Annotated in this window: 17 protein-coding genes and 1 riboswitch; of the genes, 7 read left to right on the top strand and 10 right to left on the bottom strand. The window is 59.8% G+C overall.

Annotated features, from left to right (window positions below):
- Window positions 1-140 precede the first annotated feature (140 nt).
- Entirely contained in the window at window positions 141-608 is a 468-nt protein-coding gene (rpiB, locus tag DW211_RS02240) for a ribose 5-phosphate isomerase B (protein WP_035138007.1), read from the top strand.
- A gap of 180 nt (window positions 609-788) precedes the next feature.
- Here rpiB and ndk read toward each other — a convergent pair whose 3' ends face one another.
- The 4 genes from ndk to DW211_RS02225 all read right to left on the bottom strand — a co-directional run bounded on the left by ndk (window position 789) and on the right by DW211_RS02225 (window position 4,750).
- A complete protein-coding gene (gene ndk / locus DW211_RS02235) occupies window positions 789-1,193 on the bottom strand; it encodes a nucleoside-diphosphate kinase (RefSeq protein ID WP_055251725.1) in 405 nt (134 codons plus the stop codon).
- Window positions 1,194-1,570: 377 nt separating this feature from the next.
- Complete coding sequence (gene argH / locus DW211_RS02230; RefSeq protein WP_117655127.1) at window positions 1,571-3,001, bottom strand: argininosuccinate lyase; 1,431 nt, start codon at window positions 2,999-3,001, stop codon at window positions 1,571-1,573.
- A 118-nt stretch (window positions 3,002-3,119) separates the two neighbouring features.
- On the bottom strand, window positions 3,120-3,290 hold the full coding sequence (locus DW211_RS10090; protein ID WP_156058436.1) for a hypothetical protein: 171 nt from the start codon (window positions 3,288-3,290) through the stop codon (window positions 3,120-3,122).
- Window positions 3,291-3,523: 233 nt separating this feature from the next.
- A complete protein-coding gene (locus DW211_RS02225) occupies window positions 3,524-4,750 on the bottom strand; it encodes an argininosuccinate synthase (RefSeq protein ID WP_118258961.1) in 1,227 nt (408 codons plus the stop codon).
- A 554-nt stretch (window positions 4,751-5,304) separates the two neighbouring features.
- Between DW211_RS02225 and DW211_RS02220 the strand changes: the two genes are divergently transcribed.
- Window positions 5,305-6,132, top strand: a complete 828-nt coding sequence (locus tag DW211_RS02220) for a Cof-type HAD-IIB family hydrolase (protein ID WP_117629407.1) — start codon at window positions 5,305-5,307, stop codon at window positions 6,130-6,132.
- Window positions 6,133-6,477: 345 nt separating this feature from the next.
- On the opposite strand, the gene polA is transcribed toward DW211_RS02220, so the two are convergent.
- Window positions 6,478-9,222: a DNA polymerase I gene (gene polA, locus DW211_RS02215; RefSeq protein WP_118258959.1), complete on the bottom strand. Its 2,745-nt coding sequence runs from the start codon at window positions 9,220-9,222 to the stop codon at window positions 6,478-6,480.
- A gap of 166 nt (window positions 9,223-9,388) precedes the next feature.
- On the opposite strand from polA, the gene DW211_RS02210 reads away from it, so the two are divergent.
- Together DW211_RS02210 and DW211_RS02205 are read left to right on the top strand one after the other, a co-directional pair.
- Window positions 9,389-10,786: an aminopeptidase gene (locus DW211_RS02210; RefSeq protein ID WP_118258958.1), complete on the top strand. Its 1,398-nt coding sequence runs from the start codon at window positions 9,389-9,391 to the stop codon at window positions 10,784-10,786.
- 103 nt (window positions 10,787-10,889) lie between these two features.
- Complete coding sequence (locus DW211_RS02205; protein ID WP_118258956.1) at window positions 10,890-11,699, top strand: YaaA family protein; 810 nt, start codon at window positions 10,890-10,892, stop codon at window positions 11,697-11,699.
- A 40-nt stretch (window positions 11,700-11,739) separates the two neighbouring features.
- Here DW211_RS02205 and DW211_RS02200 read toward each other — a convergent pair whose 3' ends face one another.
- Window positions 11,740-12,255 (bottom strand): hypothetical protein, encoded by a 516-nt coding sequence (locus DW211_RS02200; protein WP_117736398.1) that lies wholly within the window; start codon window positions 12,253-12,255, stop codon window positions 11,740-11,742.
- Between the two features lie 63 nt (window positions 12,256-12,318).
- Window positions 12,319-12,434: riboswitch (TPP riboswitch) on the top strand.
- Here DW211_RS02200 and thiC point away from each other — a divergent pair.
- Both thiC and thiD read left to right on the top strand, forming a co-directional pair.
- A complete protein-coding gene (thiC, locus tag DW211_RS02195; protein ID WP_099431544.1) occupies window positions 12,427-13,761 on the top strand; it encodes a phosphomethylpyrimidine synthase ThiC in 1,335 nt (444 codons plus the stop codon). (Overlaps the previous riboswitch by 8 nt.)
- A 178-nt stretch (window positions 13,762-13,939) precedes the next feature.
- Entirely contained in the window at window positions 13,940-14,770 is an 831-nt protein-coding gene (thiD, locus tag DW211_RS02190) for a bifunctional hydroxymethylpyrimidine kinase/phosphomethylpyrimidine kinase (RefSeq protein WP_117800350.1), read from the top strand.
- 252 nt (window positions 14,771-15,022) lie between these two features.
- On the opposite strand, the gene DW211_RS02185 is transcribed toward thiD, so the two are convergent.
- From DW211_RS02185 to DW211_RS02170, 4 genes are all read right to left on the bottom strand, one after another.
- Window positions 15,023-15,682 carry an SGNH/GDSL hydrolase family protein gene (locus DW211_RS02185; RefSeq protein ID WP_158568465.1) on the bottom strand — a complete coding sequence of 220 codons (660 nt, stop codon included), beginning with the start codon at window positions 15,680-15,682 and terminating at the stop codon, window positions 15,023-15,025.
- Window positions 15,683-15,757: 75 nt separating this feature from the next.
- A complete protein-coding gene (locus tag DW211_RS02180) occupies window positions 15,758-16,891 on the bottom strand; it encodes a TIGR02452 family protein (protein ID WP_118258953.1) in 1,134 nt (377 codons plus the stop codon).
- Window positions 16,892-17,032: 141 nt separating this feature from the next.
- The gene (locus tag DW211_RS02175; protein ID WP_158568464.1) at window positions 17,033-17,728 is read right to left on the bottom strand and encodes a Bax inhibitor-1 family protein; all 696 of its coding nucleotides are present in this window, start codon (window positions 17,726-17,728) and stop codon (window positions 17,033-17,035) included.
- Between the two features lie 85 nt (window positions 17,729-17,813).
- On the bottom strand, window positions 17,814-18,152 hold the full coding sequence (locus tag DW211_RS02170) for a hypothetical protein (protein WP_118258950.1): 339 nt from the start codon (window positions 18,150-18,152) through the stop codon (window positions 17,814-17,816).
- Window positions 18,153-18,402: 250 nt separating this feature from the next.
- On the opposite strand from DW211_RS02170, the gene DW211_RS02165 reads away from it, so the two are divergent.
- Window positions 18,403-19,452 carry an inorganic phosphate transporter gene (locus tag DW211_RS02165; protein ID WP_055251696.1) on the top strand — a complete coding sequence of 350 codons (1,050 nt, stop codon included), beginning with the start codon at window positions 18,403-18,405 and terminating at the stop codon, window positions 19,450-19,452.
- Window positions 19,453-19,469: the final 17 nt, after the last annotated feature.

Raw genomic sequence — 19,469 nt, 5'->3', positions numbered from 1 at the left:
ATGAGAGGCCGGTCTTGTTGCCTGCTAAAGCGTTTGACCAAAAAACGCCCGAGCGTTTACGCAAAAGTCGCGCTATCATGCAGTCGAACGCGGTAAACACCTTTAGCATTTGCGCCGCACAGACCAGAGAGGAACCATCCATGAAGATCGGTATCGGTAACGACCACGCCGCCGTCGAGCTCAAGAACATCATTTCCGAGCACCTGAAGGAGCGCGGCTGCGAGGTCGTGAACTTTGGCACCGACACCTCCGAGAGCTTCGACTACCCCATCGCCGGTTACAAAGTGGGCAAGGCCGTTGCCAACGGCGACGTTGACCTGGGTATCCTGATCTGCGGCACCGGCGTCGGGATCAGCCTGGCTGCCAACAAGGTCGAGGGCGTACGCGCCGTCGTGTGCTCCGAGCCCTTCAGCGCCAAGCTCTCGCGCATGCACAACAACACCAACGTGCTCGCCTTTGGCGCCCGCGTCGTTGGCTCCGAGCTCGCCAAGATGATCGTCGACGAGTGGCTCGACGCCGAGTTTGAGGGCGGCCGTCACGAGCGTCGCGTTAACCTCCTCAACGAGATCGACCACACGCGCGGCCTTAAGATCGTCGACGAGGCCTAAAGATTCACAAAGCCATACGACGCTAACGCCAGCCCCCGCCCGGAAGAAACATCCGGACGGGGGCTCTTTAGTAGATTTGTGGGGGTTTACCAAAAGTCTACTGGAATAAAAAGGGCGCCGCGGATGAAGTTCCGCGGCGCCCAAGCCACACGCTAACAGCTTTAAGGAGTCAAAGCTGGTTTAGCCAAAAAAGCGCTTGATCTCGATCTCGGCGTTCTCCAGGCAGTCGGAGCCGTGGATCACGTTGGCGTTGACATCGACAGCAAAGTCGCCGCGAATGGTGCCGGGGGCAGCATCAAGCGGGTTGGTGGCGCCCATAAGGGTGCGCATCTTGGAGACAGCGGAGAGGCCGGAAACGACCATCTTGACGACCGGACCGCTCGTCATAAAGTCGCAGAGACCGCCAAAGAAGGGCTTGTCGGCCAGATGGGCGTAGTGCTCCTCGACGGTAGCGCGCTCGAGCGTGGTCATCTCCATGCGCTCGATAACAAGGCCGCTGCGCTCAATGCGAGCAACGATCTCGCCGATCTTGCGATCGCGCACGGCGTCGGGCTTAATCATGATGAAGGTCTTCTCGATAGCCATAAGGTAGCCTTTCAAGTAGGTTCGCGCGTGCCCAAGTCCCATTCCGGCACCCGCCTGGACTGCATCGTAACAGAGTTCTAGCTGCAGTTAAACAAAAAGCCGTTTATTGAAGCGTTATTATTTATTAAAGCGCTCCATATGTGTCACTTCTGTTTCGAAGCCCGACTAGAGTACCATCCGTCCCACTTTCAACTGCAACGAACAGAACGGGCGGTCGATTGTCGCCCGTGAACGCACCCCCTTCACAACCTGCGCAAATGTCCTACAGAAGTTCTCGACAAGCTCCTTCCTTCTCTATAACAAAACGGGTGCCCACCATAGCGGGCACCCGTAAAGGCAAAATATGATGAACACACCAGACAGACGCATCCAATAAGCTAATTAGCTCCGTGGCCCATCTCGACGACCTTGGATAACGAGCCAAACACACCCTCATCGGCCGCGAGCTGCGCCTCGGCGCTTCCCAACTGCACGGCAACGGCAGCAGGGGCGGTACCACCCTCGGTCGTGCGCGCGGCGACAATCGACGGGATATCGAGCGCCTCGGTAATATCGCGCTCAAAGAGCGGGCTTGCCTCCTGGAACACCTCAAACGGCAGGTCCTCAAGATTGCAGCCGCGCTTCTCACACATCAGGACCAGGTGCCCCACCACGGCATGTGCCTCGCGGAACGGTAGACCGCGCTTTGCCAGGTAATCGGCAACATCGGTGGCGGCAAGGTGCCCCACGCCGCACTCGCGCGCCATGGCATCCTCGTTGACGGTCCAGGTCGAAATCATTCCGGCCATAACGGACAGGCACTGCATGAGCGTGTGAGCGGTATCGAGCGCGCCCTCCTTGTCCTCCTGCAAGTCCTTGTTATAAGCGAGCGGCAGGCCCTTCATGGTTACCAGCAGCTGCACCAGGTTGCCGTACACGCGACCGCTCTTACCGCGGATAAGCTCGGCAAAGTCGGGATTCTTCTTCTGCGGCATGATAGACGAGCCGGTGGAGTAGGAGTCTGAAAGCGTGATAAAGCCAAATTCGGAGCTCGACCACAGCACGATCTCCTCGGAAAGACGCGACAGGTGCATCGCCATGACGGATCCGGCGTAATGCAGATCGAGCAGGAAATCACGGTCGGAAACCGCATCGAGCGAGTTGGGAATCACGCCCGCAAAGCCAAGTTCGGCAGCCGTCATCTGGCGATCGAGCGGATAGCTCGTACCGGCAAGCGCGGCAGCACCCAGCGGGCAGTTGTCAGCGGCATCAAAGGCGGCCTTCAGGCGCGTAAAGTCGCGCGCGAACATCCAGGAATACGCCAGCAGATGATGCGAGAGCAGCACGGGCTGAGCGTGCTGCATATGCGTGTAGCCCGGAAGAATCACCTTGTCGTACTTCTTGGCCGCATCCACCAGCACATGGCGCAGCTCAAGATTGGCCTCCATGAGCTCCTTGGCCAGCGCCTTGACGCCCAGGCGCGTATCGGTCGCCACCTGGTCGTTGCGCGAACGCCCAGTATGCAAGCGCTTGCCAGCCTCGCCGATACGACGCGTCAGCTCGCTTTCGATGGACATATGAATGTCCTCGTCGTTGATATCAAAGGTGAAGTTGCCGGCATCGATATCCTGTTCGATTCCGGTCAGGCCCTCGGCAATCGCCTGCTCGTCCTCGGCGCTGATAATGCCCTGGGCCGCCAGCATCTTGGCATGTGCCTTAGATCCGGCGATATCCTGCTTATAGAGATGTTTGTCAACCGGCAACGACGCGCCAAACTCCTGCGTGACCTCGGCCACGCCTGCCTCAAAACGACCGCCCCAAAGAGCCATGGAACCGTCCCCTTTCATCAAATCCCAAAACAAGCGCCCAAAGCAATGCGCCCTGTCGCTAAAGCGATTTCTCAACCGCTAGTTTTGCATATTCCCCACCATGTGCGAGGCCATATAGCTAATTTGCAAAGAAGTGACGCGCCATGCACTTGGCGCCCAACGTCTCCCTCCGGATGTTGCCTTGCGAACCATCGATCCAGGCCTTCAGGCTCATAGGAACATCCTCGACCTTTGCAGCATCGAACTCGGGCGCGAGGGCAAGCAAGGCATGCGCGATAGCGTTGAACATAATGGATACTCCTCATATATATAGGCACAGAGCCGCCAAATTGATATAAGGAGCCCCGCCGGACAACCCCGGCGGGGCTCGGACTCAGCCGTAGACGCGGCATCATTTATGCGGGCGGAACGTAGGGGCCACCGATGTTAAGAAGTGTCAGCAAGCATAACGAAAGGTAGGGACCCCGTGCGCCCGTTATGTATCACGCGGATGGGCCGCGCGGATACCAAGGGAAGGAGGCGCTAGGCCTGGGCGGCAGCGGAGCTGGGACCCTGGACCTTTGCCCACGTCTTGAGCGACAGCGTATCGATCTCGATAAAGCCGGCGCTGGCCTTCTCGTCAAACGTGGTGTCGCGGTCGTAGGTAGCCAGACCGTAGTCATACAGGCTAAACGGGCTCTTGCGACCGACGACATGGCAGTTGCCCTTAAAGAACTTCAGACGGACGGTACCGGTCACGAACTTCTGGGTATCGGCCATAAAGGCATCGAGCGCGTTCTTGAGCGGGCTGTACCACTGGCCGTTGTACACGGCGGTGGCCCAATCCTGCTCGAGCTTAATCTTGGTCTTGAGCAGGTCGCCCTCGACGCAAATGTCCTCAAGTGCCTTGTGGGCGGTGATGAGCGTCAGGGCGCCGGGAACCTCATAGCACTCACGGCTCTTGAGGCCCACCAGACGATCCTCGACCAGGTCGAGACGGCCAAAGCCGTTGTCACCAGAGATCTTGTTGAGGGCGATGACGATCTCGGAGAGCTTCATCTTCTTGCCGTCGACGGCGACGGGCTTGCCGGCCTCAAACTCAATCTCGGCATACGTCGGGGTGTCGGGCGCGTCCTCGGGGTTCTTGGTCATAACCCAGGCGTCATCGAGCGGCTCGTTCCAGGGATCCTCCAGGTGACCGCACTCAATGGCGCGACCCCACAGGTTGTCGTCGATGGAGTAGGGGTTGTCGTTGGCGCCCTCGGGAACCGGCACGTTGTGGGCGTGAGCATAGGCAACCTCATCGGGACGGCACTTCAGATCCCACTCGCGAACCGGGGCGATAACCTTAAGCTCGGGGTCGAGGGCCTTGACGGCAGCCTCAAAACGAACCTGGTCGTTACCCTTGCCGGTGCAGCCGTGGGCGACGTAGGTCGCGCCAAACTCGTGAGCGACCTCGACAAGCTTCTTGGCGAGCAGCGGGCGAGACAGCGCGGAGAGCAGCGGGTACTTGTTCTCGTACATGGAGTTTGCGGCGATGGCCTTAGTCAGGAACTCATCGGAGAACTCGTCGCGCAGGTCGAGCACCTGGCAATCGAGAACGCCCAGGTCAAGCGCCTTCTGCTTCTTGGCATCCAAGCCGGTCTCCTCCTGGCCCACGTTGCCGCAGACGCAAACGACATCGAGATTCTTCTCGTCCTGGAGCCACTTGACACATACGGATGTATCAAGACCACCGGAATATGCGAGAACGACTTTTTCCTTGCTCATGGCTGTTTCCTTTCGCCCTTGGTAGCTAGTTAGAACATCGGTCAGTTGCAAGTCATTTCGAGGTCAAAAAACCGTGCAATATCAGGTTAAATAGCAAAAAGCAGCACAGCATGCCCTAGAAACATGCAGCAATGTCGTGCTAAAACCCAACGACCTCAAAATGACTCTGTTGGGGCATTTAGCCCCATGCGGACAGAGACGATTGTTATCGTCGTCGGGAAATTGCGCGCTGGCGTCGGATGGCATTGTCTGCAGTAGTGATAATCTTTACGAACTGCATCTGCCTCTCCTTTCACCTATCGCCGGGCGCAATTCTAATATCGTAAACGGTACCTTTTCCTCGGTAAGCGGTTGTTTTTCCGTCTCCGTTTTCGATGGTCGCTATATTACGCTAAAGTGCCTGCTGTACAAGCGACAAATTCAAATTTCTGAAAAGTTTTTTCATTACTTTGTGAATGATGATGCAAATATGCGCCAATCCTGCGAAAATACGCCCGACTATCAAGTAGAGGGTCAATCACCCGAAACATTCTGGAAACCGAAAGGCGCGTTTTATGCAGACTTACGAATCAGACGCCAACATCGGCAACATTAAGATTCTCGCTGTCGATATGGACAAGACGTTACTGACCGACGAGCGCGTGCTGCCTCAGGGCCTCGACGAGCGCCTGGACAAGCTCGCCGAGGCTGGCATCGTGTTCTGCCCCGCCAGCGGACGCCCCGCCCCCAAACTCGAGGAGATGTTTGAGGACATCAAGAGCCGCATCGCTTTTTGCCCCGATAACGGCGCGTGCGTTATCTACCGCGGCAACTATATCTATAAGAGCACTATCGACGTGGCGCTGTATCAGCAGGTCTTGAGCCGCGCCTCGGAGGATTCGCGCGCTGTCCCCGTCCTGTGCTGCTTCGACGAGTTCTATGTACTTGCCCGCGATCATCAATACCACGACGAGATCAGCGTCTACTACAACACGATCAACTACGTCGATAGCTTTGAGGGCATTGACATCGAGTCTAACAAGATTTCGATCTTCTTCCCCGCCTACGATGCCGAGCCAGCGTTTCGCGAGGACTACAGCCCGGCATTCTCGGACCGACTCTATGTCACCAATGCTGGCCGCGAGTGGATCGACTTTATGAACCTGGGCGTCGACAAGGGGTCGGGCGTAGCACATCTCTGCGAGCGCCTGGGCATCGATATCGCCGACGCCGCTGCCGTGGGCGATACGTACAACGACATCCCCATGCTGGAGCGCGTCGGGCATAGCTTTATCGTGGACAATGCCGAGGAGCACATGAACGCGCATGCCAAATGGCGCATTCCGAGCAACAACGACGGGGGCGTACTGACGCTCATCGACGCCATCTTGGCGGCTCGGTAACGTGACTCGTTGGACCTGGCCGGGCGAGGCGGGTAAGTTTTTCGTTCGGTCAGGTCCTGGGCTCGCTCGGCAAGCACATTAAGTGCTTTCCGGCTCGTGCGGAATCTACGAAAAACTAATCCGCGCCGCCCGGCCAGGTCCTAGGTTTACTTTCCTGCCGCCAAGATGGCGTCTTGAGTGTCTAGATACTTAGCTGAAATGATTTGAGCAGAGGGGAGCCCCTTGTTGGAAGGGGCTCCCCTCTGTTTTGGTTACTGTGGGACAAATTAATCAGTAGTGTTTGTCCCAAATCTTAAGTATGTGGGGGCTTGCGTCTTGGGCGAGCTTGCCTTACGGAGTGCTTCCCTATTTCGCGTCGGCCCAGGTTATGCCGGTGCTGGCTTCGGCGATCAACGGTACGCGGAGGTCTACTACGTGTTCCATGACGTCGCGGACCATGGCGGTGAGGCGCTCGACTTCATCGACGGGGCACTCAAAGTCCAGTTCGTCGTGTACCTGCAGGATCATGTGGGCGGCAAAGCCTTCTTCTTCCAAGCGACGGCTTACGCGGGCCATGGCGATCTTGATGATGTCGGCGGCGGTGCCCTGCATGGGGTGGTTCATGGCCGTGCGCTCACCAAAGCCGCGGAGCTGTGGGTTTTTGGCCTTGAGCTCGGGAATATGGCGTCTGCGGCCATACATGGTCTCGGCATAGCCCGTCCGCTTGGCTCGCGCCACCACATTGTCGAGGAACGTGCGCACGCCCGGGTAGGCCTCGTAGTAGCGATCGATCATATCGCGCGCCTCGGCCATCGAGATGTGCAGCGACTGCGACAGACCATAGGCCTGCTGACCGTACACGATGCCAAAGTTCACGGCCTTGGCGCGGCTACGCAGGTCGGGTGTCACCTCGGACACCGGCACGCCAAATACGCGCGCGGCCGTCTCGGCATGGAAGTCCTCGCCCTCGTTGAAGGCGCGCACCAGGTGCTCGTCACCCGAAAGATGCGCGAGCAGGCGCAGCTCGATCTGCGAGTAGTCCACCGCCAAAAAGACGCTGCCCTCGCCCGCCGAGAACGCCGTCTTGACGGTACGCCCCAGCTCCGAGCGCGTCGGAATGTTTTGCAGATTGGGGTCGCTCGAAGACAAACGCCCCGTCGCGGTGATGGTCTGGTTGTACGTGGTGTGCACACGCCCGTCACCACGGCGCAGCGGGCCCAGCGTGTCCAGATAGGTCGACTTAATCTTGGACTTCTCACGCCAGTCCAAAATCAGGCACACGATCTCGTGGTCGCGGGCAAGGTCGCTCAGCACCTTGGCGTTGGTCGAATAGTAGCCGCGCTTGGTCTTTTTGAGGCCCTTGGTCGGAAGTCCCATAACATCAAACAGCACGTGCGAGAGTTGCATGGGGCTGCCGATGTTAAAGGTCTCGTCGCCGGCCAGGTCGCGAATGCTGCGCTCGACATCGGCAATCTGGGTCGCCAGGCCCTCGGACAGACTGTGCAGGCGGTCGGGGTCCACGAGCATGCCCGCGCGCTCCATCTTGGCAAGCACCGGCACGAGCGGCATCTCGATCCCATCGAACACGTTGGCGGCGTTCTCGCGGGCCATGCGGTCACGCAGCGGTGCAACCAGCGCCAGCGTCAAGGCCGCCGTGCGAGCGGCGGGCGCAGGAGCGTCCTCGCCAGCACCCTCTGCGCCGCGCGCCGCAGGCAGCGCCATCTGCAGATACGTATCGGCCAGATACACCTCGTCAAACTCGGAGCGGTCGGAATCCAACAGGTAGGCGGCAACAACGGTATCGAAGATGCGCGTGGAATCGACTGCCAGCGGATCCATGAGCTCGAGCTCAGAAGAATCGATGGGCGAAAGCTCATGCAGAAGCGCCTTCATATCCGGGCTCGCCACACGGCCTTCCATAAACAGACGCGCGAGCACGCCGGCAATCACGCCGTGGGCGAAGTTGAAGCCCTCAACCTCAGCCGCCGCACCACTGTCGCCCTCCTCGAGCGCAAACAGGCCCTTGGACGTCGCCAACCACAGCGTGCGCGTCAGCCCAAAGAGCGCGCCCTCTTCCTTGTCATCGTCCACCACGGCGGCGACCCACTCGCCGGCATCAATCACGCGGGAGACCTCAGCCGCAACGGCACCAAGCGCGCCAGCATCGCCGGCGGCTGCGCGCAAAACGGCGGGAATCTCAAACGTGCTGGCAGCTGCCCCGCCCTCGCCGCCGATCAGCGCCAAGAAACGGTTCTGCATGGCGGTGATACCAAGCGTGCCCAGCGCCGCGGAAACCTCATCGGCGGAAAACGCCGGGAAGGACGTCGCCTCAAAATCGAGCTCAACGGGCGCATCGGTGCGAATGGTTGCGACCTTGCGGCTCAGCAGCGCATCGTCGATGTGCGCACGCAGGTTTTCGCCCATCTTGCCCTTGACCTCATCGGCGTGTGCGATGACCTCGTCCAGGCTACCGTACTGCGCAATGAGCGCGCTCGCCTTTTTGGGGCCGATGCCCGGTACGCCGGGAATGTTATCGGACGTGTCGCCCTTCAGACCATAAAAGTCGGGCACGAGCGCCGGCGTGATGCCGTGATACAGATCGTCCACGCTCTCGGGCGTCATGATCGCCACGTCGGACAGGCCCTTACGAGTCGAGACCACGTTGACGTGCTCAGTCACGAGCTGATACATATCGCGATCACCGGTCACCAGCAGCATGTCGCAGCCGGCCTCCTCACCCAAGCGCGCCATGGTTCCCAGGATATCGTCGCCTTCCCAGCCCTCGGACTGCAGAATCGGCACATTGAGCGCACCGAGCAGCTCCTTGATCATGGGGAACTGCGCGTGCAGGTCGGGGTCCATGGGCGGGCGCTGCGCCTTGTACTGCGGCAGCATCTCCATACGCACGCGCGGCTTGCCCTTGTCAAACGCCACGACAACGCCGTCGGGATTAAAGGCATCGATCATCTTGAGGAACATGTTCAGAAAACCAAAGATCGCGTTGGTGGGGCGACCGTCCGGCGCGTTCATGGTCGGCGGCACGGCGTGGAAGGCGCGATGCATGAGCGAGTTGCCGTCGATGACGGCAAAGGTACGGCGCTTTTCAGACATATTGAATACCTCGCTTTGGGCTGGGCACGGTTTGCTCACACCAGTTTACACGCTCCCCGCCCCGCGGCCACCGCACATCAGGCTTCCCTGCCGCCGCGGGCCCGCGCGTGATACGATGGCTCACGGTACATCAACCAGCACGATCGATCCGAAAGGAGCCTGCGTCATGGAGCGTCCCTGCGCATGGAAAAAGTACACGCCACAGCAGATCGAGGAGCTCGAGGAGCTTTGCCGCGGCTACAAGCAGTTTTTGAGTGAGAACAAGACCGAGCGCCTGTGCGTCAAGGCCGGTATCAAGATGGCCGAGGAGGCGGGCTACGTCAATCTGGAGACCGTGATCGCCGAGGGCCGCGCGCTCAAGGCCGGCGACAAGGTGTACGCCGCCAACCACGGCAAGGACCTCATGCTCGTCAACCTGGGCACCGCCCCGCTCGAGCAGGGCTTTAACATCCTGGGCGCCCACGTGGACTCGCCGCGCCTGGACCTCAAGCAGAACCCCGCCTTCGAGGCCGGCGACATGGCTTATCTCGACACGCACTACTATGGCGGCGTCAAGAGCTACCACTGGGTCGCTTCCCCGCTCGCACTCGTGGGCGTCATCTGCAAAAAGGACGGCACCACCGTCGACATCAACATCGGTGACAAGGCCGACGACCCGGTCTTTACCATCTCCGACCTGCTGATCCACCTCTCGAGCGAGCAGATGGCCAAGCCCGCCAAGGACGCCGTCGACGCCGAGATCCTCGACGTGATCGTGGGCGGCCGCCCCGTCAAGTTTGACGAGGACGACAAGGACGCTCCCAAGGAGCCCGTCAAGCAGATGTTCCTGGATATCCTCAAGGAGCAGTACGACGTCGAGGAGGAGGACTTCCTCTCCGCCGAGATCGAGGTCGTGCCCGCCGGCCCCGCCCGTGACATGGGCCTCGACCGCTCCATGATTCTGGGCTATGGCCACGACGACCGTGTCTGCGCCTATCCGTCCATGCTCGCCCAGATCAACGTCGCCAACGTGGAGCGCACGAGCATCACACTCATCGTCGACAAGGAGGAGATCGGATCCGTGGGTGCCACCGGCATGACGAGCCGCTTCTTCGAGAACACCGTCGCCGAGATCATGACGCTCGCCGGCGAGGATAGCCCGCTGGCCCTGCGCCGCGCGCTCGCCCGCAGCCGCATGCTCTCCTCCGACGTGTCCGCCGGCTTCGACCCGGGCTATGCCGGCAAGTTCGAGACCAAGAACGCAGCTTTCATGGGTCGTGGCCTGTGCTTTAACAAGTACACGGGCAGCCGCGGCAAGGGCGGCTCTAACGACGCCGACGCCGAGTATGTGGCCCTCATCCGCGACATCATGGACGAGGCGGGCGTTGACTTCCAGACCTGCGAGCTCGGCCGCGTCAACGCAGGTGGCGGCGGCACCATCGCCTACATCATGGCCAAGTACGGCATGAACGTCATCGACTCTGGCGTTGCCATCCTGTCCATGCACGCCCTGTGGGAGGTCGCTAACAAGGCCGATATCTACGAGGCCTATCGCGGCTACAAGGCCTTCCTCGAGCGCGCCTAACCAACCCTTCATCAGTTGCGGTGAAATACGGACTAAACTGGCCCATAAACGACCAAAACAGACCGTATTCCACCGCAACTTCCTTTTTGGCATAGGAGAGTTCATGCTCCAGGTCATCGTTTCACCCGCCAAGCAAATGCGCTCGGCCCAAGATGCTTTTGAAGTCCTGGGCATTCCACCCTTTGCGCGCGAGACGGCTCGCCTCCACCGCGCACTGCTAGATATCGAGCGAAATGAAGGCAGCGACAGCCTGCAGGCGCTATGGAACGTGAGTGACAAACTGCTGGGGCCTTGCCTCAACACCCTGCGTGAGTTCCGGCCCATCCTGAAAAACGGCGATCTCGACAATCCCGCACTCGCCTGTCACCTCTCCCCTGCCGTCATGTCCTACCACGGCATTCAATACCAGAGCATGGCGCCCGAGGTGATGGATTCCGCGCAGCTCGCATGGCTGCAAGACCATCTGTGGATCCTCTCGGGCCTTTACGGGTGCGTTCGCCCCTTTCATGCCGTCGAACCATATCGGCTGGAAATGGGCGCGAAGCTCGCCGTTGACGATGCCCGAGACCTCTATGCGTTTTGGAGCGACAAGCTCGCGCGGGCTATCGCCCCGGCAGGCTCAAACACCACGATCGTCAACCTCGCCAGCGTAGAGTACGCCAAAGCCGTTCTGCCCCATCTCGCGGGCGACGCCACGGTCGTCACGTGCCTCTTTGGCGAAGGCATCCGCAACGGCAAGCCCATCCAGCGCTCGACCGCCAGCAAAAAGGCACGTGGTTCCATGGTGCGCTGGATGGCAGAAAACAAGCTCGAGGATGTAAGCGGGCTCACCGCGTTTGATGTTGGTTATCGTCACTTTCCCGAGCTTTCAAATAAGAACACTTTGGTCTTCCTGAACGAACAGACCTTGTAGGACCACCGCTACTTTTGAATGTGCTGCCTAGGCACGGCGTCTATTCCGCCAAGCCGTCGGCTTTGGCAACTTCGTTTGTCGAGCCATCTTGGTAGGTAATCTTAACGTGCTCTACCTCGGACACCGCAACACCCGATGGGGGCTCCAAGCGCCATTCCGTCAGCGCGATATCCATCGTCGTGGGCACATCCCCTTGATCTTTGAGCTCGACCGACAGCGTCTTAAGCGACGCATCGAAGGTCACGCGCTCGATCTCTTCACCAGGAATGGAACCGCCGCTCAGCTGCAGCTGGACAAATCCATCGCGCGGATACCAATAGTCGCCCGGCGCGGCAACGGTATTGCCACCCGCGACCTTCACCGTCATTATCGGTAGGCTATCATCAGCCTCGAACTCCCATGCAGCGCCGCCGCGACCACCAAACGTCCAGATACAAACGGCAATCACCAGCACAGCAAGCACCGCAAAACCAATCGCGACAAGGCCATGGTGCGCACGGCTTTCCTCGGCCGATACATCCCATTGCGTCTCTCGATATAGATGCTTGTCTTCCATGTTCGCCTCCCCACAGGCACGCTCGTTAGGCCAATCGTACCCATTCGAGCTATACTTGAGCCCATTACATAAACGGGGAGCTTGCAGGACAAGACGGCAGGCTGAGATTGGGCGCGCCCGCCCTGACCCGCAAACCTGATATGGGTAATGCCAACGAAGGGAGCCGTGCCAATGAGCACACAGACCGAGCCCAAGCTCGTCACGCAAATCGACTTCGCCCGCGCCGGGCAGATCACACCGCAGATGAAGGAGGTTGCCGAGCGCGAGCATCGCGACCCCGAGTACATCCGCGAGCGCGTGGCCGACGGCCGCATCGCCATTCCCGCCAACATCGTGCATATCAAAAAGGGCATGCGCGCCTTTGGTGTCGGCGAGGGCCTGTCTACTAAGGTCAACGTCAACCTGGGCATCTCGGGCGATAAAGCCGATGCCGCCGAGGAATGGAAGAAGGTCAAGATCGCCGAGGACTTTGGCGCCGACGCCATCATGGACCTTTCCAACTCGGGCAAGACGCGCCAGTTCCGCCAGCAGCTCATCGACGAGACGCCGCTCATGGTAGGCACCGTCCCCATGTACGACGCCATCGGCTACATGGAAAAGCCGCTGGTCAAGCTGACCAAGGACGACCTGTTCGAGGTCGTGCGCGCGCACGCCGAGGATGGCGTGGACTTTATGACCATCCACTGCGGCATCAACAAGTCGGTCACCAAGACCTTTAAGGAGACCGGCCGCCTGATGAACATCGTCAGTCGCGGCGGCTCGCTGCTGTTTGGCTGGATGGAGGTCACCGGCAACGAAAACCCCTTCTACGAGTACTTTGACGAGCTGCTCGAGATTTGCCACGAGTACGACGTGACGATTTCGCTCGGCGACTCCTGCCGCCCGGGCTGCCTCTACGACTCCAACGATGCCACCGAGACCGCTGAGATGATCGAGCTGGGCAAGCTGTGCAAGCGCGCTTGGGCCGCCGGCGTCCAGGTCATGGTCGAGGGCCCGGGTCACATGGCGCTCGACGAGATCGCCGCCAACATGAAACTGCAGAAGCGCCTGTGCCACAATGCCCCGTTCTATGTGCTCGGGCCGCTGGTGACCGATATCGGCGTGGGTTACGACCACATCACCGCTGCCATCGGCGGCGCCATCTCCGCCAGCTCCGGTGCCGACTTCCTGTGCTACGTGACGCCGGCCGAGCACCTGTGCCTGCCCAACGCCCAGGACGTGCTCGATGGCCTCATGGCCACTAAGATTGCCGCGCACGCCGCCGATATCGCCAAGAAGGTGCCGCACGCCCGCGACATGGACGACAAGATGGGCCAGGCACGCCGCAAGCTCGACTGGGATGCCATGTGGAAGTGTGCTCTCGACCCGGTCACCGGCAAGAAACGCTATGAAGAATCCCCCGCCGCCACCGAGGGCACCTGCACCATGTGCGGCAAGATGTGCGCCGTCCGCACCGTTAACAAGGTGTTCGAAGGCACGACGATCGACCTCGGCATGGAGGACTAACTCGTCACCGGAGCCACAATCGGTAACATGGTGTTCGTCAATTGTTGACGTGTGAACATTTGCTTACATTTGCGTAAAGATTGCATCGCCCGCCCGGGTTCGACATAGAGTCGGCCCGGGCATCTTTATAATGCTGGCTTAAAGACCCATTTGATTCCGACCGAACAAGGGAGCAAACATGGATCGCAGTAAGGTACCTGCCGTCCTGTCCATCGCAGGATCCGATTCCAGCGGTGGCGCCGGCATTCAGGCCGACATCAAGACCATCACGGCGCACCGCCTGTATGCCGAGACGGCCATCACCGCCATCACCGCACAAAACACGCTCGGTGTCACCGCCGTGCAGAATATCTCCCCTGATATCGTCGCTGCGCAGATCGACGCCGTATTTGACGATATCCGCCCCAGCGCCGTCAAGATCGGCATGGTTTCCTCTGCCGAGATTATCGAGGTTATCGCCGACCGCCTGAGCGCCTGGAACGCGACAAACGTGGTCGTCGACCCCGTCATGGTAGCCACCTCGGGCGCACGGCTGATTGCCGAAGATGCCGCCGAGGCGCTCACCCGCCGCCTGTTCCCACTAGCAACCGTCATCACGCCCAATATTCCCGAGGCCATGGCCCTGCTTGACTACGAGGTCGACTCCGAGCGCACACAGCAAAATGCTGCCATGCTCCTCACCCGCCGCTTTGGTTGCGCATCCCTCGTTAAGGGTGGGCATCTTGTCAACGAGGCCAACGATGTATTGGCCGAACCCGCGCCACTCGATGACGAGGGCAACCATCTGGGCGATCCGCTCACCACGTGGTTCCGCCACAAGCGCATCGAGACCGACAACACACACGGCACCGGCTGCACGCTTTCGTCCGCCATCGCCTGCGCGCTGGCCCAGGGCATGGATCTTGCCGATGCCGTCAATGCGGGCAAGGCATACCTGACAGGCGCTCTGGCCGCCGGCCTGAACATGGGCAAAGGCTCCGGCCCCGTCAACCACATGTGGCAATATTAAGATTCGCAGCCCAAAACCGCCGCAAAGGGGACAGGCACCTTTGCGGTGGCTCCCACAAACATCTCGATCTGTAACAGTAACTCGGCAAAATCGACCCTAGATGTTACAGATCAAGACAAACAATCGATATCGACCTAAATAATCTTAATCTGTAACATCTAGCCCGTTTTCGGCCTTGGAACTGTTACAGATCAAGACAAACAAACGAAACAAGCCCCCGCAAGGGGAACTCTGTGGTGGTTTGGGGCCGTGCTACTCACCGAGCATCTCTTTGAGCTTGGCTGCCACGGCGTGACCCAGGCTCTCGTGGCTTTCGGGCATCATATGCAGATAGTCGATATCGCCCGGCTCGGCAAACTCGGCGGCATTCAAAAAGTCGCAGCCAAACTGCTCGGCCACGTGCGCATAGTACTCGCCAAAATGCTCAGATGCCTCAACGGAATGCTCGTCAAAGTCGGTCATATACACATCGGCGATCTGCGGCTTGATCTTGATAGGAGCCATCAGCAGGATGCGCGGGCAAGGCGCAGCGTCGGTCCACGGAAACGCGCGGACGGCGCGAATCAGCGCCATGGCGCCACGGGCGATATCGGAAGCTGTCACGTTAAAGACCGTCTTACAGTCGTTGGTGCCCAGCATGATCACAATGGCGTCCAGCGGCTTATGGGCCTCGAGCAGCATCGGAAGCGCGCGAATACCGTTGAGGTTAGTGTCCAGATGGCACATGTCGTCGCGTACCGTCGTGCGGCCGTTGAGGCCTTCTTCAATTACATGCCAGCCCTCGCCTAAGTCACGTTGGATCACGCCACACCAGCGCACATCCTGCGCATAGCGCACCGCGGTACCGTCGCGCATGCCCGCCGGATCGTAACCATAGGTGTTGCTGTCACCAAAGCATAGAACGTTTTTCATCGTAAGCTCCCCACTCAATAAAAAGCCGACGGGAGCAGCCCCCGTCGGCTCGGTATATCGCATCACGCGCACCGTTTACAGGTACTTGCGCCAGTCGTCGTCATCCTCGTCATCCTCGGCAGCGGCCTGAGCCTGCTCGGCGGCACGGGCGGCTGCGGTGCGGGCGGCAACCTGAGCATAGGACTCCTCGTTGCGCTCGGGGAAGTTTGCCAGCACGTGCTCGAACTTGGCGAAGTCCTCGTCCCAGCGCGTAGAGGGCACGGCAAAGAAGACCTGCTTGACCTTGAAGTCGCCCGACGCGAGTTCCTTGCGGAAGAGCTCGGCTACGACCTCGGCATCAAAGCCGTTATTGTCACAGCCCCAAGCACCCAGCACGAGCTTCTCGCGACCCAGCTCATCGCAGATGGCAAGGACAAAGCGGATACGGTCGCGCAGGGCATCCAACAGGGCGTCTTCGCTCACGCGGTACTCCTGGCGGGCACGCTTGACGTTAGGTGCGGCGGCAACGATCACATCGGCGTATGCGTGCACGTGGTTGCGGTCGAAGCGCACGGCGGGCACCACCAGCGCACGATTGCGGTAAAGCTCGCAGTTGATGTTGCGGCGACGGTTCTCGCCGTACCACTTGCGCTGCTTGTCGAGCACGTTGTACAGGTACGAATCGGCGCAGAGCATCGCCTCCTGGCCCAGGTAGCCCTGGATATAACCGCCGCCCGGATTGGTAAACGAGGCAAAGGCGAGCACGGCCATATCGCAGAACTGCGCATAGCCGCGACCGTTATCGAGGATTGCCTGCGTGGCGGAGGCATCAAGCACGGTGACCTCAGGCAGGACCGGAGCAGCCTCCTCCGCGGGCGCGGACTCAGCCCCGTCGGCCGACTCAGTGGACTCGGGTGCCACCTCGGACTCGACCGCAGTCTCCACCTCGGCGGCCTCAACCACGGCAGCGTCGGCCTCCACAACCTCGGCAACCGGCTCCTCAGCAGCCGCTGCCTTCTGGACCTTGGCCTTCATCGCCGCGACAAAACCGGCAGGCATACCGTCGAATTCGCGAACGCCGACAAGCGAGCGCTCGATATCCTTGGCGCAGGCCTCGGACACAGCCGCCACATGGCGCTCGGCGGCCTTGGCACGCGCCTCACGCTTGGGGTTGGGCTGTCCCGCGCGGTTGGGCCTGCGGTTACGGTTCCTGTTGTCGACGTCTGCCATAAGTGGTCACCTTTCCTGTCGCTGCCGGTGTCGGCTTTTTCCCATCCATGATACCCCGCCGTGCACAAAAAAGACGGCCCCGCAGGACCGCCTTTCACATCGTTTTACCGCGTCCGGCAGGAAGCATCGCAATGCCGCGCTTTAATCGCGACGGCCGAGGATGTTCAGAATGCGCAGGAACACGTTGATGATGTCCACGAACAGGTTGGATGCCATGAGCACCGCATTGGGAAGCGTGGGCGGCACCGTCGTGGCAACATAGGTGTCGTAGCCAATAAAGCCGGCGAACACCACGATCACGATCAGGTCGGTGATGGACTGCGAAACGCCCATGAACATCAGCACGATCTCGACCAGAATCGTGGCAAGCAGGATGCCAAAACCAATGCCATACACACGCTGGAAAAACTTGGGGAAGGTCACGCCCAGCGCACCAAAGACAAAGGTGATGGCGGCCGTGGCGATAAAGGCGGTGTTAATGGTAGGCAGGTCGTAGTTGGCGAGACCAAACGACGCGGTCAGGCCAAAGGTACTCGCAAAGATTACGTAGCCCACAAGGGACAGGCCCACGGACTGCTTGCCCGCAGCAGCCGACATCATGACCATGCCGACGATGGTCAAAATAAACGAGCCAAAGACCAGCGGTAGGGCGGCGCCGCTCATCATCATGCGCGCAAACGACATGGTGCTCGTAAAGTAGGCGCCGGCGCCCATGGCGCAAAAGCCCAAGAAGATCAGGGCAGACATGGCGAGATTGTACGCGCGCGGCGACATCTCCTTGGCGCGGCTTGCGCCGGTCTCGACGGGGCCGTTCTGATAGCCCTGGATATCGTTCATATACTTCGTCCTTTCAAAAAGCGCCACAAATAACGGCGCCGTAGGCGACAATATCCCTGCCATTGTACCCGAATGCCGTGCGCTCTTACCTGCGGCGCTCGCCCTCAAGCGTACGGTCAAACGCCCATACCCACCAACGCATCACGTGCGCCTGCGAGCCATCCGCCCGCTCGCGCGCCTGGTCCTCCAGATACAACTCGGTCGCATGTCCGCCAAAACGTACCTTATAGGTTGCCGTACGAACGCCGTGAACCGTCAGGCCAAACCCGGTGGTCGAGATAATTTCGTCGATCGTAAAACAACGGCCGTCGACCCAGCAGACGGTGACCGGCACGACTTGCCCGCCCGCAAGGATGCGGGCCACGACGTCCACATACTGCTTGTGCACGCGTCGAGTTTTGCCATCTGTCTGTCGATATTCCATGCCCCCTATTATCGAACGCATGTTTGTATGTTGTAAAGCGAACAGGCTGTGGTTTTGGCGTGTCGGACCGCAGGCGCACGTCCGCACAACGCGTTAGCAAAAAGAACACCCGCGGTCAACAGGGCTAATATTCAATGTTAGTGCCAAAAAATTCACTTCTCCCATCAGAACTCGGTAAAGAAACCAGCAGGAGGTGATACGATTTATCATGTTTTTGTAACGTGCCTGCAAACTTCGAGAAAGCCCATATATGGACGTAACGTTCTCAACCTTCCTCGGCCAACTTGTGTCGAACCCAGTCCTTGCCGTCACCGTGATCCTCGCGCTCGGCGCCATCTTCGTCAATGGATGGACCGACGCACCCAACGCCATCGCGACCTGCGTCACCACACGTTGCATGCCCGCCCGCGCCGCCATTCTCATGAGTGCCGCATTCAACTTCTTGGGCGTGCTCATCATGACGCACTTTAACGCGAGCGTCGCCAACACCATCTCACATATCGTCGACTTTGGCGGAAACAGCACCATGGCGCTCGCGTGCCTCTGCGCGGCGCTGTTCTCCATCGTCGTCTACGGCGCCACAGCGTCGCGTTTTGGCATCCCCACCTCGCAAAGCCACAGCCTTATCGCCGGCCTGACCGGTGCCGCCATCGCCCTCGGCGGTGCGAGCAGCGTCAACGTCCACGAGTGGATGAAGGTCATCTACGGCCTGGCGCTCTCCATCGGACTGGGCTTCGTCATGGGCTGGGTCCTGTGCAAGCTCGTCTCGATTCTTTTCGCCGCCGCCAACAGGCGACGCGCCAACGTCTTCTTTAAATACGCTCAGATCGCGAGTGCTGCGGCCATGAGCTTTATGCACGGCGCGCAGGATGGACAGAAGTTCATCGGCGTGCTCTTTTTAGGCGTGGCCTTTGCCAGCGGCCAGACGAGCGTCGGCGATGCCGGCATCCCCATCTGGATTATGCTGCTGTGCTCGGCAACCATGGGCATCGGCACCAGTGTGGGCGGCGAGCGCATCATCAAGTCCGTCGGCCAGAGCATGGTCAAGCTCGAGAAATATCAGGGCTTCTCCGCCGACCTCGCGGGCGCCGCGAATCTGCTGCTTGCCACCCTTACCGGTATCCCCGTGTCCTCCACCCACATCAAGACCTGCGCCATCATGGGCGTCGGTGCCGTCAAGCGCCTCTCGGCCATCAACTTCGGCGTCGTCAAGGACATGATGTTCACCTGGTTCTTCACCTTCCCCGCCTGCGGACTCATCAGCTTTGTCATGGCCAAGCTGTTCATGATGTTCATCTAGTCAAACCGAGCGTCCAT

Origin of the sequence: Collinsella sp. AM18-10 (assembly GCF_003471585.1) — a bacterium.
Classification (GTDB): Bacteria; Actinomycetota; Coriobacteriia; order Coriobacteriales; family Coriobacteriaceae; genus Collinsella.
The sequence above is the reverse complement of the archived record's forward strand: the minus strand, read 5'-3'. Positions and strand labels throughout refer to the sequence as shown.

What these genes read in the sequence shown, in the direction of transcription:
- rpiB (WP_035138007.1), top strand. Translation starts at nt 141, where the DNA reads ATGAAGATCGGTATCGGTAACGACCACGCCGCCGTCGAGCTCAAGAAC.
- ndk (WP_055251725.1), bottom strand. Translation starts at nt 1,193, where the DNA reads ATGGCTATCGAGAAGACCTTCATCATGATTAAGCCCGACGCCGTGCGC.
- argH (WP_117655127.1), bottom strand. Translation starts at nt 3,001, where the DNA reads ATGGCTCTTTGGGGCGGTCGTTTTGAGGCAGGCGTGGCCGAGGTCACG.
- DW211_RS10090 (WP_156058436.1), bottom strand. Translation starts at nt 3,290, where the DNA reads ATGTTCAACGCTATCGCGCATGCCTTGCTTGCCCTCGCGCCCGAGTTC.
- DW211_RS02225 (WP_118258961.1), bottom strand. Translation starts at nt 4,750, where the DNA reads ATGAGCAAGGAAAAAGTCGTTCTCGCATATTCCGGTGGTCTTGATACA.
- DW211_RS02220 (WP_117629407.1), top strand. Translation starts at nt 5,305, where the DNA reads ATGCAGACTTACGAATCAGACGCCAACATCGGCAACATTAAGATTCTC.
- polA (WP_118258959.1), bottom strand. Translation starts at nt 9,222, where the DNA reads ATGTCTGAAAAGCGCCGTACCTTTGCCGTCATCGACGGCAACTCGCTC.
- DW211_RS02210 (WP_118258958.1), top strand. Translation starts at nt 9,389, where the DNA reads ATGGAGCGTCCCTGCGCATGGAAAAAGTACACGCCACAGCAGATCGAG.
- DW211_RS02205 (WP_118258956.1), top strand. Translation starts at nt 10,890, where the DNA reads ATGCTCCAGGTCATCGTTTCACCCGCCAAGCAAATGCGCTCGGCCCAA.
- DW211_RS02200 (WP_117736398.1), bottom strand. Translation starts at nt 12,255, where the DNA reads ATGGAAGACAAGCATCTATATCGAGAGACGCAATGGGATGTATCGGCC.
- thiC (WP_099431544.1), top strand. Translation starts at nt 12,427, where the DNA reads ATGAGCACACAGACCGAGCCCAAGCTCGTCACGCAAATCGACTTCGCC.
- thiD (WP_117800350.1), top strand. Translation starts at nt 13,940, where the DNA reads ATGGATCGCAGTAAGGTACCTGCCGTCCTGTCCATCGCAGGATCCGAT.
- DW211_RS02185 (WP_158568465.1), bottom strand. Translation starts at nt 15,682, where the DNA reads ATGAAAAACGTTCTATGCTTTGGTGACAGCAACACCTATGGTTACGAT.
- DW211_RS02180 (WP_118258953.1), bottom strand. Translation starts at nt 16,891, where the DNA reads ATGGCAGACGTCGACAACAGGAACCGTAACCGCAGGCCCAACCGCGCG.
- DW211_RS02175 (WP_158568464.1), bottom strand. Translation starts at nt 17,728, where the DNA reads ATGAACGATATCCAGGGCTATCAGAACGGCCCCGTCGAGACCGGCGCA.
- DW211_RS02170 (WP_118258950.1), bottom strand. Translation starts at nt 18,152, where the DNA reads ATGGAATATCGACAGACAGATGGCAAAACTCGACGCGTGCACAAGCAG.
- DW211_RS02165 (WP_055251696.1), top strand. Translation starts at nt 18,403, where the DNA reads ATGGACGTAACGTTCTCAACCTTCCTCGGCCAACTTGTGTCGAACCCA.